Annotated in this window: 11 protein-coding genes and 3 pseudogenes; 3 read left to right on the top strand and 11 right to left on the bottom strand. The window is 46.7% G+C overall.

The window, feature by feature from the left end:
- The 3 genes and pseudogenes from EWV84_RS15355 to nblB form a co-directional block, all read right to left on the bottom strand.
- A pseudogene (locus EWV84_RS15355) lies at window positions 1–78 on the bottom strand (IS607 family transposase); the annotation flags it as partial.
- A 299-nt stretch (window positions 79–377) separates the two neighbouring features.
- Window positions 378–1,469: a tetratricopeptide repeat protein gene (locus EWV84_RS15350; RefSeq protein ID WP_287078702.1), complete on the bottom strand. Its 1,092-nt coding sequence runs from the start codon at window positions 1,467–1,469 to the stop codon at window positions 378–380.
- 63 nt (window positions 1,470–1,532) lie between these two features.
- Complete coding sequence (nblB, locus tag EWV84_RS15345) at window positions 1,533–2,207, bottom strand: phycobilisome degradation protein NblB (RefSeq protein WP_286826549.1); 675 nt, start codon at window positions 2,205–2,207, stop codon at window positions 1,533–1,535.
- 44 nt (window positions 2,208–2,251) lie between these two features.
- Between nblB and EWV84_RS15340 the strand changes: the two genes are divergently transcribed.
- Window positions 2,252–3,001, top strand: a complete 750-nt coding sequence (locus tag EWV84_RS15340) for a tetratricopeptide repeat protein (RefSeq protein WP_287078701.1) — start codon at window positions 2,252–2,254, stop codon at window positions 2,999–3,001.
- Between the two features lie 22 nt (window positions 3,002–3,023).
- Here the strand turns inward: EWV84_RS15340 and EWV84_RS15335 are convergent, their stop codons facing one another.
- Window positions 3,024–3,977: an ABC transporter ATP-binding protein gene (locus tag EWV84_RS15335; RefSeq protein ID WP_287078700.1), complete on the bottom strand. Its 954-nt coding sequence runs from the start codon at window positions 3,975–3,977 to the stop codon at window positions 3,024–3,026.
- 53 nt (window positions 3,978–4,030) lie between these two features.
- Window positions 4,031–4,192: pseudogene (locus EWV84_RS15330) on the bottom strand (ISNCY family transposase); the annotation flags it as partial.
- Window positions 4,193–4,500: 308 nt separating this feature from the next.
- On the opposite strand from EWV84_RS15330, the pseudogene EWV84_RS15325 reads away from it, so the two are divergent.
- Window positions 4,501–5,230, top strand: a pseudogene (locus EWV84_RS15325) (carbonic anhydrase).
- 28 nt (window positions 5,231–5,258) lie between these two features.
- Here EWV84_RS15325 and EWV84_RS15320 read toward each other — a convergent pair.
- The 5 genes from EWV84_RS15320 to rimP all read right to left on the bottom strand — a co-directional run bounded on the left by EWV84_RS15320 (window position 5,259) and on the right by rimP (window position 11,285).
- Entirely contained in the window at window positions 5,259–5,828 is a 570-nt protein-coding gene (locus tag EWV84_RS15320) for a low-complexity tail membrane protein (protein WP_287078699.1), read from the bottom strand.
- Window positions 5,829–6,024: 196 nt separating this feature from the next.
- Window positions 6,025–9,057 (bottom strand): translation initiation factor IF-2, encoded by a 3,033-nt coding sequence (gene infB, locus EWV84_RS15315; protein ID WP_287078698.1) that lies wholly within the window; start codon window positions 9,055–9,057, stop codon window positions 6,025–6,027.
- A gap of 111 nt (window positions 9,058–9,168) precedes the next feature.
- Window positions 9,169–9,450: a YlxR family protein gene (locus EWV84_RS15310; protein ID WP_287078697.1), complete on the bottom strand. Its 282-nt coding sequence runs from the start codon at window positions 9,448–9,450 to the stop codon at window positions 9,169–9,171.
- Complete coding sequence (nusA, locus tag EWV84_RS15305) at window positions 9,447–10,643, bottom strand: transcription termination factor NusA (protein ID WP_287078696.1); 1,197 nt, start codon at window positions 10,641–10,643, stop codon at window positions 9,447–9,449. The genes EWV84_RS15310 and nusA overlap by 4 nt, the downstream gene beginning before the upstream one ends.
- 171 nt (window positions 10,644–10,814) lie before the next feature.
- The gene (gene rimP, locus EWV84_RS15300; RefSeq protein ID WP_286826368.1) at window positions 10,815–11,285 is read right to left on the bottom strand and encodes a ribosome maturation factor RimP; all 471 of its coding nucleotides are present in this window, start codon (window positions 11,283–11,285) and stop codon (window positions 10,815–10,817) included.
- A gap of 214 nt (window positions 11,286–11,499) precedes the next feature.
- On the opposite strand from rimP, the gene ftsH reads away from it, so the two are divergent.
- Window positions 11,500–13,395 (top strand): ATP-dependent zinc metalloprotease FtsH, encoded by a 1,896-nt coding sequence (gene ftsH, locus EWV84_RS15295; protein ID WP_287078695.1) that lies wholly within the window; start codon window positions 11,500–11,502, stop codon window positions 13,393–13,395.
- A 305-nt stretch (window positions 13,396–13,700) separates the two neighbouring features.
- Here the strand turns inward: ftsH and EWV84_RS15290 are convergent, their stop codons facing one another.
- Window positions 13,701–14,489 carry a response regulator transcription factor gene (locus EWV84_RS15290; RefSeq protein ID WP_286826370.1) on the bottom strand — a complete coding sequence of 263 codons (789 nt, stop codon included), beginning with the start codon at window positions 14,487–14,489 and terminating at the stop codon, window positions 13,701–13,703.
- Between the last annotated feature and the right edge of the window lie 232 nt (window positions 14,490–14,721).

Genomic DNA, 14,721 nt, shown 5'->3' with positions numbered 1-14,721 from the left:
TAACTGCCATCGATTCCACATCCTCCAAGCAGTGTCATAACTGATCCCCTTTTTCTTGGCATAATCTGATAGTTTCATTTGAACTGTAAGGTAAACTTGCACTAACCACAGTAGCAGTTTTTTGCTATTATTTGCGTATATTTTCGACAAAACTTTACAATACTAAATCTGGTTATTAAAGACTGATTATTTATTCCCCCTTTTGCCTCTTGCCTATTGCATGAGTGCCTGTCCTGATAAGTAGCCTATATTCAACGGATTTAGTATAAATTACTCCTTGATCGCTAAACAGTCATCAGTGAACTGAAAACTCAAATCTGAAAACTCAAATCTGATAACCGATAACTGATAACTGATAACTGATAACTGATATGGGTTCACTCAAGCAACTTCTTCCTTAGGGCATCCACTTCCTCCAGGCCGGATTGATTATTTTTTAGGACATAAACCGCTCGCGCTTGCTTAAAAGCTTCCTCCGCTTCTCTTTTTCGTCCCCGGCCCGCGTAGGCGCGACCGAGATTAAGATAGACATCGGCGTTATTGGGGGCGATTTCGGCCAAATCTTGATAGGCGATAATTGCTGCAAGATAATCTTTTCTGGCCAGATGGATGCGACCAATTCCCGCTTGTGCTTCCAAAGATTGGGGTTGTAGGAAAACAGCCCGACGATAAAAGGGGAGAGCCTCGTCAAAACGCTCTTGTTTTTCGAGTAAAATACCTATTTTTAGCTGAATTAAAAAATTTCTTGTACTTTGTCGCTCTATTTCTTTTAAAATCTGGGTTCCGCCATTTAAATCGCCCTGTTTGAGCAAAAGGCTGGCCAGTTGCAATCTTAATTCAGTATTGTTAGGGAATCTTTGCAGGGATTTTTGGAGAAAATCGAGGGCTTCGCTGCTTTTATTCTGTTCAATCAAGGCTTTACCCATGATTTCGTGGGCTTGCTGATTATTGGGGTCGAGAGCTAAAACCCATTGGTAAACTTCGCCCGCTTTAGCATAGTTTTTTTGGCGTAATAACACTACCCCTAAACCGAGGTAGTGTTGGACGTTTTTCGGTTCTATTTGGATAGCGTAGTAGTAAGCGGTGGCTGCATTGTCATAATCACCGATATTAGCCAAACTATAACCGAGAGCATGGAAAAAGTCAGGATTACTCGGATCGAGACTTAAAGCTTTTTGGTATGCTTGGGCGGCGGCGTTATAATCCCCTTGCCGCGTTTGTAAAAAGCCAATCCCAGAGAAAATTTTGGCATTATTGCCATCAAGGGCGGCAGCCCGCTCGTAAACGGCTATAGCTTCCCCATAATTGCCATTTTTGACCAATTGCCGCGCTTGACGCAGTAGTTCGTTAACCTGTGAATCCTTGCTCACGATTGCCCCTGCGGGATTATCAGCGATCGCAATTGAGGCAGAGAAACAGCCCCCCGCGAGAAGACCGACGAGCAAGATTAGACGGGTAAATTGTTTCATCGCTTTACCTTTGTTAACGATTCTTAATTAAACTTTATTGTAAATAGTATTGACAAAAATCAACTATTCTGCATCACCTTGGACGAGATTATTGCGGGCTTCTTGGGCGACTTGGGCGCTTTTGTCGTTGGTTAACTGGGTCAAAACAGCGATCGCATCCTGTCCCCCTAAGCGGCCTAAAGCTTGAGCGAGACGATAGCGCAGTTGCCAGTCATCATCATTAGCCAAGGGAACGAGTAAAGAGACGGCGCGGGGGTCGCCTAGTTCCCCAAAAGCACTAACGGCGGCCGTTTTTACCAATTCATTATCGGAGTTAAGGGCGATTTCGAGCAGTTCAAAGCCCCGGGGTTCCCCCAATTCGCCCAAAGCTGCCACAATGCTAAATTGAATTAACCAGTCGCAGGATTGTTGATAGACGGCCACCAGATCATCGTAGGCTGCGGTTAATTTTAACCCCCCGATCGCATCGGCCGCGGCCGCTTTCACGTCTGCTTCGGGATCATGCAACAAGCGATCGCGCAGAATAGTTAAGGCCAGATCGAGATTCTGACGACCGAGGATATCTAACTGACTTACCGCCGAATAACGCACCCTAGCGTTACTATCGTTAATTAAAGGCTGTAACATCTCGAAGGCGATTTCTGGGGCTAAATAACGCAGTTGATTAACTCCCGATAAGCGATGGCCATAATCATCGGAATCAAGCAGCCGTTGCACGGATTCAGGGGAATAATTCATAATTTGATGACACCCTTAACAATTGGACTGGTATTAATTGTCCCATGAATAGTTATCGGCTCCTGACTATCTTGATCATGTTTAGTTCCCCGGTTTTTTGGGGCTGTCGTCCTCCCTCTCCCCTTAAAAAAGAACCTACGGCCGAGATGCTCGTTTCTCCTTCTCCCAGTCCGATTATTTCCGCATCAGACATTAAAGCTGCTAATCGTTATCGTCAATTGGGATTACAGTATCGTCAACAGGGAGATTTTATCAAAAGTATTGAGGCTTTAAAAAAATCGGTACAGTTAAACCCCAATCATCTAGACGGTAGAGTAATTTTAGGATGGACACAACACCTAGCTAAACAATCTTTAGCGGCACAAATAACCCTCGAAGAAACGATTAAAATTGCTCCCGATCATGTTGCTGCTTATAATGCTTTGGGTATTGTTTATCTTGTCGGTGGTCATCTTGAAAAAGCCGTAGTCACTCATACTAAAGCCGCTAATTTAAAACCTGATAATGAAATTGCCTACTATAATTTATCCCTCGCCTATCATCGCTTAAAAGATTTTAATTCAGCTATTACTAACGCTGAAAAAGCAGTTAAATTAGAGCCAAATAATCCCCATCCTCTTGTGGCTTTGGCAATGATTTATTTAGAGCAAGGTGATAGTAAAAAAGCTCATGATACCTATAGAAAGGCTGTGGATTTAGACGGTCGTTATCGACAAAAATGGTTTCTGGCACATCTGAAGGAAGCTGGTTTTAGTCAGGAGCAAATTAAATTAGTAGAAAAGTTACGAGCCTAGATTTAAAAAATATTATTTACTCTTAAGATGCCTGTCGATGTCCCAGTTTTAGGAAAATAGTTTCTAAATCTTCGCGGCAAGTATAAAACTCGCTTAAGGTCAGGCCAGAAACGACTAAAGATTTCAACAATTCGGCACTATCTTCTAGGGTTCCCGTAAATTTAACTTGGAGAGTATTAGTATTAATAATTCTTTGCCAACTTTCCACAAAAACACATTGTTTAAGAGCGGTTTCTAAGGCTTCTAAATTGCCTAGAGTCGTGATCTGCAAGTATTGGCCAGCTAGACGTTGATTTAATTCTTGTAAAGAGGTACTTTCCACTAGATAACCTAATTCCATGATGCCCACAGAACTACAAAGTTCGGCTAAATCACTAAGGACATGGGAGGAAATTAAAATAGTCATACCTGCCGATTGTAAGACTTTAATAATCTCACGAAATTGTAGGCGAGCGATCGGGTCTAATCCAGAAACCGGTTCATCGAGAAGTAAAATTAAAGGTTCATGGATAATCGTTCGGGCTAAACTTAAACGTTGTTTCATCCCCCGAGACAAAGTAGCGATCGAATTATGGCTTTTACCTGTCAATTGTACCAGTTCTAGAACCTCATAAATGCGGCGATGACGTTGGGAGCGAGGGATATGATAAAGACGGGCAAAATAATCCAGATAATTCCAGACATTTAGGTCATCGTAGAGGGGAAAATTATCGGGTAGATAACCTAAATTTCTTTTGAGACGGGGATTACTCTCATCTCTTAAAAGACGTTCTCCGTGCAGATATATTTCTCCCGTTGTCGGTTCTTCCGCTGCCGCTAACATCCTAATTAAAGTGGTTTTTCCCGCTCCATTTGGACCGATTAACCCGTAAACTTCCCCCGCTTCAATCTGTAAATCCACTTGATTAACAGCCCCATGGCGGTCAAATTGTTTGGTTAAACCAACGGTAGCAATGGCTAATTCTGGTGCGTTCATAAAGTTTTAGTAGTGGGATTGCTGACAAACTGGCCACCACATTCTTAACATTAACGTTTGGGTTTCCCGTTATCAATAGAACCATTCTTGATGGTATGGTGAGAACCCCACTAGGACAAGGCAATACAGGCGAAGAGGTGATTTTGTTCTGTGTTAGAATGATATTTGAGTAAGTCTAACACGAACCACAAAAAGATATTGATCAGAAAACTGATCATCAAGCTAGATGTTTAAAGACTGATTTGAGCCAATTATTTTTTTTTGTTAATGAATATTTTTGCTAATAAATATAGCAAAAGTATAGATGATTTCCTGACCTAAGATCACATTTTATTCTTTTTTCAACTTCAATCTAAAAATCGAGAAAAAAGCAAAACCCTCCATCATACCATAAAAAAATTATGCAAGAGGTCTACTTAAGATAAAAATCGGTAAAACTACACCCCACACCCCACACCCCACACCCCAGGAAAAACTTTTTGCCGCAAACCCTAATTATCCGATGATTTCTGGATTTAATACCATGTATAGACGAGAATTACTGCAATTTATTGGCTCTCACGCTCTTTTTGGGGCTATTAATCGAGAATTTGCTTGGAATTATCAAAATATTGACCATTGGGGCGAATTATCAAGGAATTATCGCCTCTGCACCAGGGGAAAGCAACAAACACCGATCGATCTGAGTATAGTGACTGAAAAAGAGCTATACCAACCCACCTTTAATTATCGTCCTGTACCTCTAAAAATTCGCCATAACGGTCGTACAATCTTGGTTAAGACCGAAAAAGGTGGAAACATGAGTTTTCACGGCGAAAATTGGGATTTATTGCAGTTCCACTTTCATCATCCCAGCGAACATCAGATTAAAGGTCAGTCTTTCCCTCTAGAAATTCATTTAGTGCATGGGAATGGGAGGGGAAATTTAGCAGTTGTGGGCATTTTAGCCGAAATTGGCGCAAATAATCCCTATTTACAAACCATTTGGGATTATTTGCCCCAAGAACCTTCTCCTGAAATGATTATCCCCGATACTTGGGTCAATGCCGGGCTTTTACTGCCGGAAAATAGCGATTTTTATGAATATCGGGGGTCTTTGTCCACTCCTCCGGTGTAGCGAGGATGTTCTCTGGTTAGTCTGGCAAAATGCGATCAAAATTTCTCCCCAACAACTGCAACAATTGGCTGAGATTTTTCCGAGTAATGCGAGGAATATTCAACCCTTAAACGGGCGCTGGATCCTGCATTCCTAGCCCACCAATTGTCGGCATTTTGGCTAATTTAGATAATTTTATTAACTTTTAGACCAAAAATTGTAAATAACTCAGGAATGCGCTCAATAACTAAAGCTTCGGTGGCTGTCCAGTCACTTTCTTTAGTGGCTAAAACCCCCAGAACACTCAGAGGAACCTGTAGAAATAGGTGACTTAAGAGGAGAGCGATCGCAGCGATTACTAAACCTAAAAGCCGCCATTGGGGGAGATAGGCGGCCACGGCAGCCGCTAGAGGGGCAAAATTGTAGATTGGCCAAGCGATGAGAATTAAGAGGACGACTCCCAAAAAAGTAAGAAGACGATGGCGAGGACGTTTAAAAAGAGAGAGAATTTTTAACTGTTCGGGGGTGAGTTGACTAGGTTTGAGAGCAACCAACAAAAGACTAAAAATATCAAAAGGTTTTGTCCACTGCATCCAAAAAACGGGAATAATAGCGATCGCTCCTAGAAATAGCCATTCTAGCCAAAAAAAAGGCAAGGGATCGCCCACAGCTAAACCAATCCAAGCGATTTGTAAAAAGATTGGCAAGGCCGCTAACCCTGCCAAATGAATCCACAAAAAAGGTTCTGATTTCATAGAGGGAAATGGGGGAGATGGGAAGCAGGGAGCAGGGAGCGGGAAAGTGGGGAAGTGGGGAAGTGGGGAAGTGGGGAAGTGGGGAAGTGGGGAAGAATAAATAAAAATAATCTCCTGAATCCTGAATCCTGAATCCTGAATCCTGAATCCTGACTCCTGACTCCTGAATCCCGACTCCCTGACGCTGACCGTCTAATTAACTGGATAAAGTGCGACGTTTCATGACCATTTCGTAGGCTTCGATAATGTCGCCTTCTTTCCAGTCATTGAATTTAGAAACACCGACACCGCACTCGAAACCGGTCGCCACTTCCCGGGCATCTTCCTTCATCCGTTTGAGGGAATCGAGAACTCCCTGATAGACAATTTCCTTGCCGCGACGCACGCGCACGAAGCGATTCCGCACCAGTTTACCGGATTGGACATAACAGCCCGCCACGGCCCCACGACCGACGGTGAAGACGGCACGCACTTCGGCGAAACCGAGGTGTTCTTCCACTTCTTCGGGGTCGAGAAGACCTTCCATCGCTCCTTGAATATCATCGAGAAGCTTGTAGATGATATTGTAATCGCGGATATCGACCCCTTCCCGATCGGCGGATGCGCGCGCACCACTGGCAAGGGTGGTATTAAAGCCCACCACCACCGCACCACTAGCGGCGGCCAGATCCACATCGGTTTCGGTGATTTCCCCCGGAGAGGCGAGGAGAACGCGAATCTGGACTTCGTTTTGGGGTAACTGTTTGAGCGCACCGAGGATGGCCTCGACGGAACCTTGCACATCTGCCTTGAGGATGAGATTAAGTTCCTTGAGTTGTCCTTCTTGAGCTTGGATAGAGAGAGTGCTAAGGCTAACGCGACGGGAGGAGAGGGCCTGTTGTAAACGGGTGTTGCGTCGTTCGATCGCCCGTTGATCAGCAATTGATCGGGCCTCTTTTTCACTTTCATAGACATCGAATTCATCGCCAGCGGCCGGGACATCACTGAGACCGAGGATTTCCACGGCAAAGGAGGGGGTGGCCGCTTCGACTTTTTGACCGCGATCATCGATCATGGCCCGAATTTTGCCGAAAACGGAACCGGCGACGATGCTATCACCCACGCGGAGAGTGCCATTCTGGACGAGCAGGGTAGCCACGGGGCCTTTGGTGCGATCGAGGTTAGCTTCGATCACGGTTCCCTTGGCCAAGCGATCGGGGTTAGCGACCAATTCCGCTACTTCTGCCACCAAGAGGATCATTTCCAGCAGATTATCGAGATTTTCACCCCGCAGGGCGCTAACGGGAACCATGATCGTCTCACCGCCCCAATCTTCGGCCACCAGTCCCTGTTCGGTCAATTCCTGTTTAATCCGGTCGGGGTTAGCTGAAGGTTTATCGACTTTGTTAATCGCCACCACGATGGGGACTTCGGCAGCCCTGGCGTGACTGATTGCCTCTTTCGTTTGGGGTTGTACGCCGTCATCGGCGGCTACCACCAGCACGGCTATATCGGTGACTCTCGCCCCGCGGGCGCGCATAGCGGTAAAAGCTTCGTGGCCGGGGGTATCCAAAAAGACAATCTGTTCTGGTTTGCCGTTATGTTCCACATCGACGTGGTAAGCACCGATGTGCTGGGTGATGCCGCCGGCTTCCCCCTGGGCGACTTTGGTTTTGCGGATCGAGTCGAGGAGGGTGGTTTTACCGTGGTCAACGTGACCCATAATAGTGACGACGGGGGGACGACGCTGGAGACTTTCCCAGTCGGAGACATCGATCATTTCCGTGGTTTTGATCGCCGCCGACTGGGTGCTGGGGGTTTCCACGGCGATCTCGAAGTCCCTGGCGATCATTTCGATCGTGTCCACGTCGAGAGTTTGGGTGATATTAACCGCCATCCCTTTAAAAAATAGGGTTCTGATGATCTCAGTTTCGGGGACTTTCATCAATTCCGAGAGGTCGCGCACGGTGAGACTGCCGGTGACGACGATGCTTTCCGGGCGTTTTTCCTCTTGGGGTTCTTGGCGCTCGCTTTTCGGGCTGCCGGTGTGGGCGGTTGGTTTACTAGGCCGCTTAACTTTGACTGCTGTTGGAGTGCCGGAGGTGGCAGCTTTAGCGGTGGGCGGTTTGGGGGGACGAGCGGTGGAAAGGGTAAAACTGGGGGTATTAATTAACCCGGACAGTTCCGATTCTAGATCATCGTCATCTTCAAAGAGAGCTTGGGTGCGGCGTTTGTTTTTGCCGGCAGTTTTGGCGGTTTTGGCCGCTTTTTTCTCTTCTTCCTCTTCTTCTTCCCAGCTAGATTTTTTGGCCATGCGAGGGGGCATGGTGGGTCGTTTGAGTTTTTTCAGCCCGTCTGCTCCGAGCAATCCGGTATCTGTATCGATTTCTGTGCCATCAACACCAGATTTCTTGGTGGTATCGGTTTCTTCCCCGCCGGTAGCCGAAATTTTAGCGGGTAAACCGGGGCGAACTGGGCGCTTCAATTCCACCGTCTCCCGCACTTCTCTAGCTGGTTCCGCCGGTTTCGGGCTTTTTCCGTCGGGTTTGCGGTTGAGGGTCGGTTTTTCTGGTTTAGCCAAGCCTACCCTACGCTCAGGACTAGGGGCGTTTTCGCTCTCGCCGCGCTCGCGTTTTTCTCCCCGGGGCCTGTCGTTACTGCCAGGAGCATTTTTAGATCGGGGTTCTGGCCGGCCCGAGGCAGTTTCAGGGCGTGGTTTCGGGGTGAGGGAAGGTCGATTAGGTGGGGCGATTAAGGTGGGGGCTGCTTCTGGCACTAGCGGGGTTTCGGTGGGGGTTTCTTTAACACTGGGGCTATGAGATAGCATCTCTGCAGCAGTGGCGGGAGTTTTTTCGGCCGCCTCGTCGCGCCCTGGGGGAGCAACGAGGGGTTTAACCGGGGGACGGGGGGGACTGATTAAAGTCGGTTTGGCCGAGGAACCGGTTTGACCGGGATAGCTTTCCCCTTCTTCGCCGGTTTCGGGGCGGTTGTGTTTATGCAGGGCTAAAATCTTTTGTTTTTTTTCTTCGGCAGGACTAGCCGATTCTCGCTGACCCGTGCTATTTTTACTGGTACTCGAAACAACTCCCTTCGCAGCGATTGCTTTGATGCGTTGGGCATCCTCTTCGCTGATCGTGCTACTGTGGCTCTTGTACTCGATGTTCAACTGGTCACAGATGTCCAAAATGTCTTTGTTGTCTAGATTCAATTCTTTTGATAAATCGTAAATTCTGACTTTCGTGTTACTCATCCATTATCCCCCGGCTAAAGTGTTAGTGATCCTATAATTTGGCTGATTTTTTGATCCTGTCAGGACTGTCCCATTTCCATGCTAACGATTTTGTGGCTATGATCGTCAATTTTAATCCTGATTTGGACGACCTTGCCGGGCAGGCCCGAGTCGCTCTTGCAAGGATTCATAGAGCGTTTCGGGAATATTGGCTTTTAGGGCGCGTCCGAGACGATTTTTTTGTCGGGCTAGTTGCAGGCAGTTGGGTTGTGGACAGATATAGGCTGATCTTCCCATGCCTTGATCTAATTGTATCTGTCCGGACGGGTGTAGTCGGACAATTCGCCAAAAGGATTCTTTCGGGGCGAAGAGACGGCAGCTAATACAGCGTCGATAATTGACGAAGGTGTTCATTCTCGGTCTAAATCCTGGGATTCTGGGTCTGTTTCAGCGGGTTTTACCTCTTGTTCGCCTTTATAGAGGGCTATATCCTTAATATCGATTTTCCAGCCCGTCAGACGGGCGGCTAGACGCACGTTCTGCCCTTCTTTGCCAATCGCTAAACTCAATTGATCCTGTGCCACCAGTACCAGTGCTTGTCTTTCTTCGGCATTAGTGAACAAAACTTGGTCGATACGGGCCGGACTAAGGGCATTGGCAATGTAGGTGGCGGGGTCTGGAGACCAACGAATCACATCGATTTTTTCGCCCCGCAATTCGTTAACCACAGCTTGAATCCGCGAACCTCTAGCCCCAATACAAGCACCAACCGGATCCACGTCTCTCTCTAAGGTATCGACGGCGATTTTTGTCCGCGAACCCACGTGACGGGAGGGGGGATTTGCTTCCCGGGCGACGGCGACAATACGAACGATTTCCTCCTCGATTTCGGGAACTTCGTTGGCGAACAGATATACTACCAAACCCGCCGCCGCTCTGGAAACGATTAATTGCGGGCCGCGGTGAGAACCTTCCAGGACTTTTTTGAGCAGAACTTTAAAGGTGGCGTTAGCGCGATAGTTATCGTTGGGCAGTTGTTCCCGTTTGGGTAGTTCTGCTTCCACTTCCGGTTGACCGTAGGTGCTTTGTACCATGACAATAGCGGCCTGTCTTTCAAAACGGACGACCCGGGCCTGTAAAACGGTTCCTTCCAGATCTTGGAACTCCTCTTGAATCATTTTGCGTTGGTTATCCCGCAGTTTTTGCAGTAAAACCTGTTTAGTTTGAATCGCCGCCATGCGACCAAATTCTTTTTGGTCGGGGGTGACATCAAGAACTACTTCATCCCCTAACTGGGCCTCATCGGCCACTTCTTGCACTTCTTTGAGACCGATGTGATGGTCGGCATTGGTCACTTCTTCGACAATAGTTTTAGTAGAAAGGATGCGAAAGCCTTCTTCTTCTACATCTAATTCCACATCAAAGTTATTGAAATAATCTTCATGGAATTGAGCAGCTTTTTCTAAACTTTGGGCGCGTCGATAACGTTCATAACCCTTGAGAAGTGCTTCACGCAAGGATTCTTGTACGGCATTTTTGGGCAGATTATGTCGTTGGCTAATTTCTTCGAGCATTATTTTTAAACCAGGCAAATTAACAGTAGCCATAATTATTTTTTCTCCTTACTTTTGAGTTATTAGTTTTTTAGCCGTCAGCCTTGTATCAGTTATCAGTTATCAGTTATCAGTTATCAGATGTAAGTTTTAAGTTAATCAGTTAGTTAGTTATTTATCTTCATCCTTATCCCTGTTTACTGATTACTGATTACTGTTTACTGATTACTGATTATTGCGCTGCTCATCTAAACGGACGCTGATGACGGTAGTGCGATCGATGCTCAGGGAGCGACCTTTTTGGTTAAGATAAATAGATTGCTCATCTCTACCTTGCAGTTTTCCGCGCCATTCTTTCGGTTTTCCTTGGCTATCCTGGCCGGTAACGATGACGGGAAAACCTTTAAAAGACTGAAATTCGCGCTCACTGCTCAGTTGTCGAGAAATGCCGGGGCTAGATATTTCTAAAACGTAGGCCTCTGGTAAGATTTCTTGACTGTCGAGGGCGGTTTCTAAGGCCCGACTCATCTGCTCACAGTCCTCTAAACCAGTATCTCCCCCCAGATTGCGAATATCGACGCGCAGGACGGGAGGCCTTTTATTGGTTTGAAAAACGATATCGACCACTTCTAGCCCCAAGTTTTCAGCGATAGGGGTGGCTAGGTGCAGCAGGTCGGGGATGAGCGGATGGGTCATGATTTGGACAATAAAAAAAGCGGGCGAAACCCACTTCCCTAAACTGTTAGTGATTGGGATAGGCAGTTGTTAGACCACCTAGCTGAATACAATATAGCAAAAAACCGTCATCACTATTTGCCCCCGGGGTCGTGCCTGGGGGAAAACAGAACAGTGGTCACGATCGAGTCGATCTGTCACAATGAATACAGGGTAACTAGATATAGAGTCAATTATGGATCAAAAATCTCCACTCACCGTAGTTAGAGCCAAGTCAGCTAAGAATCGTGGTAATCGACCAGTATGGAAAGGGATTGTCACCACTTGGATGATTCTGCAAACCTTTGGCCATGTCACTCCTGCTTGGAGTCAAAAAAACCAAAATACCCTCACCTACGGTGAATTGTTAGAGAAAATCGAGCAAGGCAAGGTAAAAAAGGTGGAAATCAATCCTTCTTTGCAGCAGGCAGCAGTTACCCTCGTTGGTCAAACGGACAAGGATCCCCCGAAAGAAGTCAATTTATTTGACCAAAATCCCGAATTAATCAAGAAACTCGATGCTGAAAAAATTGAGTACGGCATTCTCCCCAGCACTGACAATTCGGCCTTGATCAATGTTCTCACTAACCTGTTAGTGATTATTCTCGTCTTGGGATTATTGGTGTTTATTATCCGTCGTTCTGCCAATGCTTCCGGTCAAGCGATGAACTTCGGTAAATCAAGGGCGCGGTTTCAGATGGAGGCGAAAACCGGCATAGAATTCAATGATGTGGCGGGTGTGGATGAGGCCAAGGAAGATTTACAGGAAGTGGTGACATTCCTCAAACAACCGGAAAAATTTACGGCTATTGGCGCAAAAATCCCGAAAGGAGTCCTGTTAATCGGGCCGCCGGGGACGGGGAAAACTTTACTGGCTAAAGCGATCGCAGGAGAGGCGGGAGTGCCTTTTTTCAGCATCTCCGGGTCGGAATTTGTGGAGATGTTTGTCGGGGTTGGTGCGTCGCGAGTGCGAGATCTATTCCGAAAAGCCCAGGAAAATGCCCCTTGTTTGGTTTTTATCGATGAAATTGATGCCGTTGGTCGTCAAAGAGGGGTCGGTTATGGGGGAGGTAATGATGAACGGGAACAAACCCTGAACCAATTATTGACGGAAATGGATGGTTTTGAGGGAAATACCGGTATTATCGTCATTGCCGCCACCAACCGCCCCGATGTTTTGGATTCGGCCCTCTTGCGTCCGGGTCGTTTTGATCGACAGGTGGTGGTGGATTATCCAGATTGTAAGGGACGTTTGGCCATTTTGGAGGTTCATTCTCGCGATAAAAAGGTGGCTGCTGATGTGGCTCTGGAGGCGATCGCCCGTCGCACACCGGGTTTTACTGGGGCAGATTTGGCTAATATGCTCAACGAAGCGGCGATTTTTACCGCTAGAAGACGGAAAGAGGCGATTACCATGGCGGAAGTCAACGATGCGATTGATCGGATTGTGGCCGGTATGGAAGGGCGCGCTTTAGTTGATAGTAAAGCCAAGCGTTTGATCGCCTATCATGAAGTTGGTCATGCGATTGTCGGTACTCTCTGTCCTGGCCACGATCAGGTGGAAAAAGTCACCCTGATTCCCCGGGGTCAAGCGCAGGGGTTAACTTGGTTCACTCCCGATGAAGAACAGGGTTTAACCAGTCGTTCCCAGTTATTAGCCCGAATTGCGGGATTATTAGGGGGAAGGGTGGCGGAGGAATGTGTCTTCGGTGAGGATGAAGTGACCACCGGGGCCGGCAATGATATTGAAAAAATTACCTATCTGGCCCGACAGATGGTAACGCGTCTGGGAATGTCGGAATTGGGATTGATTGCTCTAGAGGAGGAGGGCAATTCCTATCTCGGTGGTGCTGGTGCTGGTTATCATCCCGACCATTCTTTCGCTATGATGGCGAAGATTGATGCACAAGTACGGGAACTTGTCAAGCAATGCCACGATTTAGCAACAAAACTTATCCTTGACAATCGTGTGGCGCTCGATCGCTTGGTGGATATACTGATTGAACAGGAAACCATTGACGGCGACGAATTCCGGCGTTTATTGACGGAATTTCAGCAACAAGCGGAGCGGTCAATGGTGACTACGGTTTAATTTTGTTTTCGTCTCCTCGCTTTGAGGAAGTGCTTAGGGTTGGCTGAATAAATCTAAAAACCTTGTTGGGTAAGACTTTTAGACTTTTAGTCAATCAAAAAGTGCCTTAGCTAGGAGGGATCGGGGGGAAAATTCAGGGACTTTTTCCCTGAAAATTAGGTAATTGGCCACCTCAAAACTGGTAAAACCCTACACCCTACACCCTACACCCCACACCCTACCCCCACGAGAAACTTTTTGCCGCAAACCCTAGCTAGGAGACGATTTCAGCAGACAATCTGCTAATCAGTCGGACAAAGCCAGAATTAACGACTAACATTGTGAGCGGGAATTTTATTAATGGAATGACCGTTATGAGTGCCTTTGGTGGGGGCAATAATATTAGCTTCTAAAGCTGAAGTCATCTCGGCCAACATTTCTAAATTGAAACGATAGCCGACGTTGCGGACGGTTTGAATTAGATTAGGTTGCCTGGGATCGGTTTCGATTTTTTTCCGCAGAGAGAGAACATGGGTATCGATTGTCCGGGGATTATCAATTTCCTCGGGCCAAGCGCGACGCAGTAAATCGGCTCTTGATAGGGGTGTTCCCTCCGCTTGGGCTAAAACGTAGAGTAGGCTAAATTCTTGGGGCGTTAATTCGATATACTCCCCGCGAAATTGTACCCGTCGTTGGGCTAAATCTATTTTTAATTGCCCATAATCCAAGTGTAGGGGAGCAGCCCTACTGCCTAAACGACGAGTTAACACTTCTACCCTAGCCATAAATTCTTGCATCCCGAAGGGCTTTCTCAGGTAGTCGTCGGCCCCCGCTTTTAAACCATTGACCACATCTTTTTCGCCATTACGGGCCGAGAGAATCAGTATTAAAGACTGTTTTTGTTGATCAAGCCAACGGCAGAGTTCGATTCCATCCCCGTCCGGCAAGTCGGAATCGATAATTGCTAAGGTTGGTTGACGATGAAAGAAAGCTTGACGCGCACTTTGCAGGGTTGCCGATTGATTAACCAAATAACCGGCCTGTTGCAGATGCCAAGCTAATAGCGATCGCAAGTGCGGGTTGCCCTCAACAATAGAAATATGGATCGATACCACTTGAGTTTCTGCCCCATTACTGCACAGATTGACACATTGTCAGGGTATCAGAATTAATGTCAAGATGTTGTAACAATCGTAACATTCGTCAGCCGTCAGTCGAACGCTTTTTTCGGCGTTGTCAGATTAAGAGATGATGAGGTAAAATAAATGAAAAATAAAATAAGCAGAAAGAACAATGAAATGCCCAGAATGTCAAAGCCATCACATCAATAAAAATGGTCATCGAGGT

This window comes from Microcystis sp. M_QC_C_20170808_M3Col, assembly GCF_007095505.1.
Classification (GTDB): Bacteria; Cyanobacteriota; Cyanobacteriia; order Cyanobacteriales; family Microcystaceae; genus Microcystis.
This window is presented reverse-complemented; position numbering and strand designations above follow the sequence as displayed.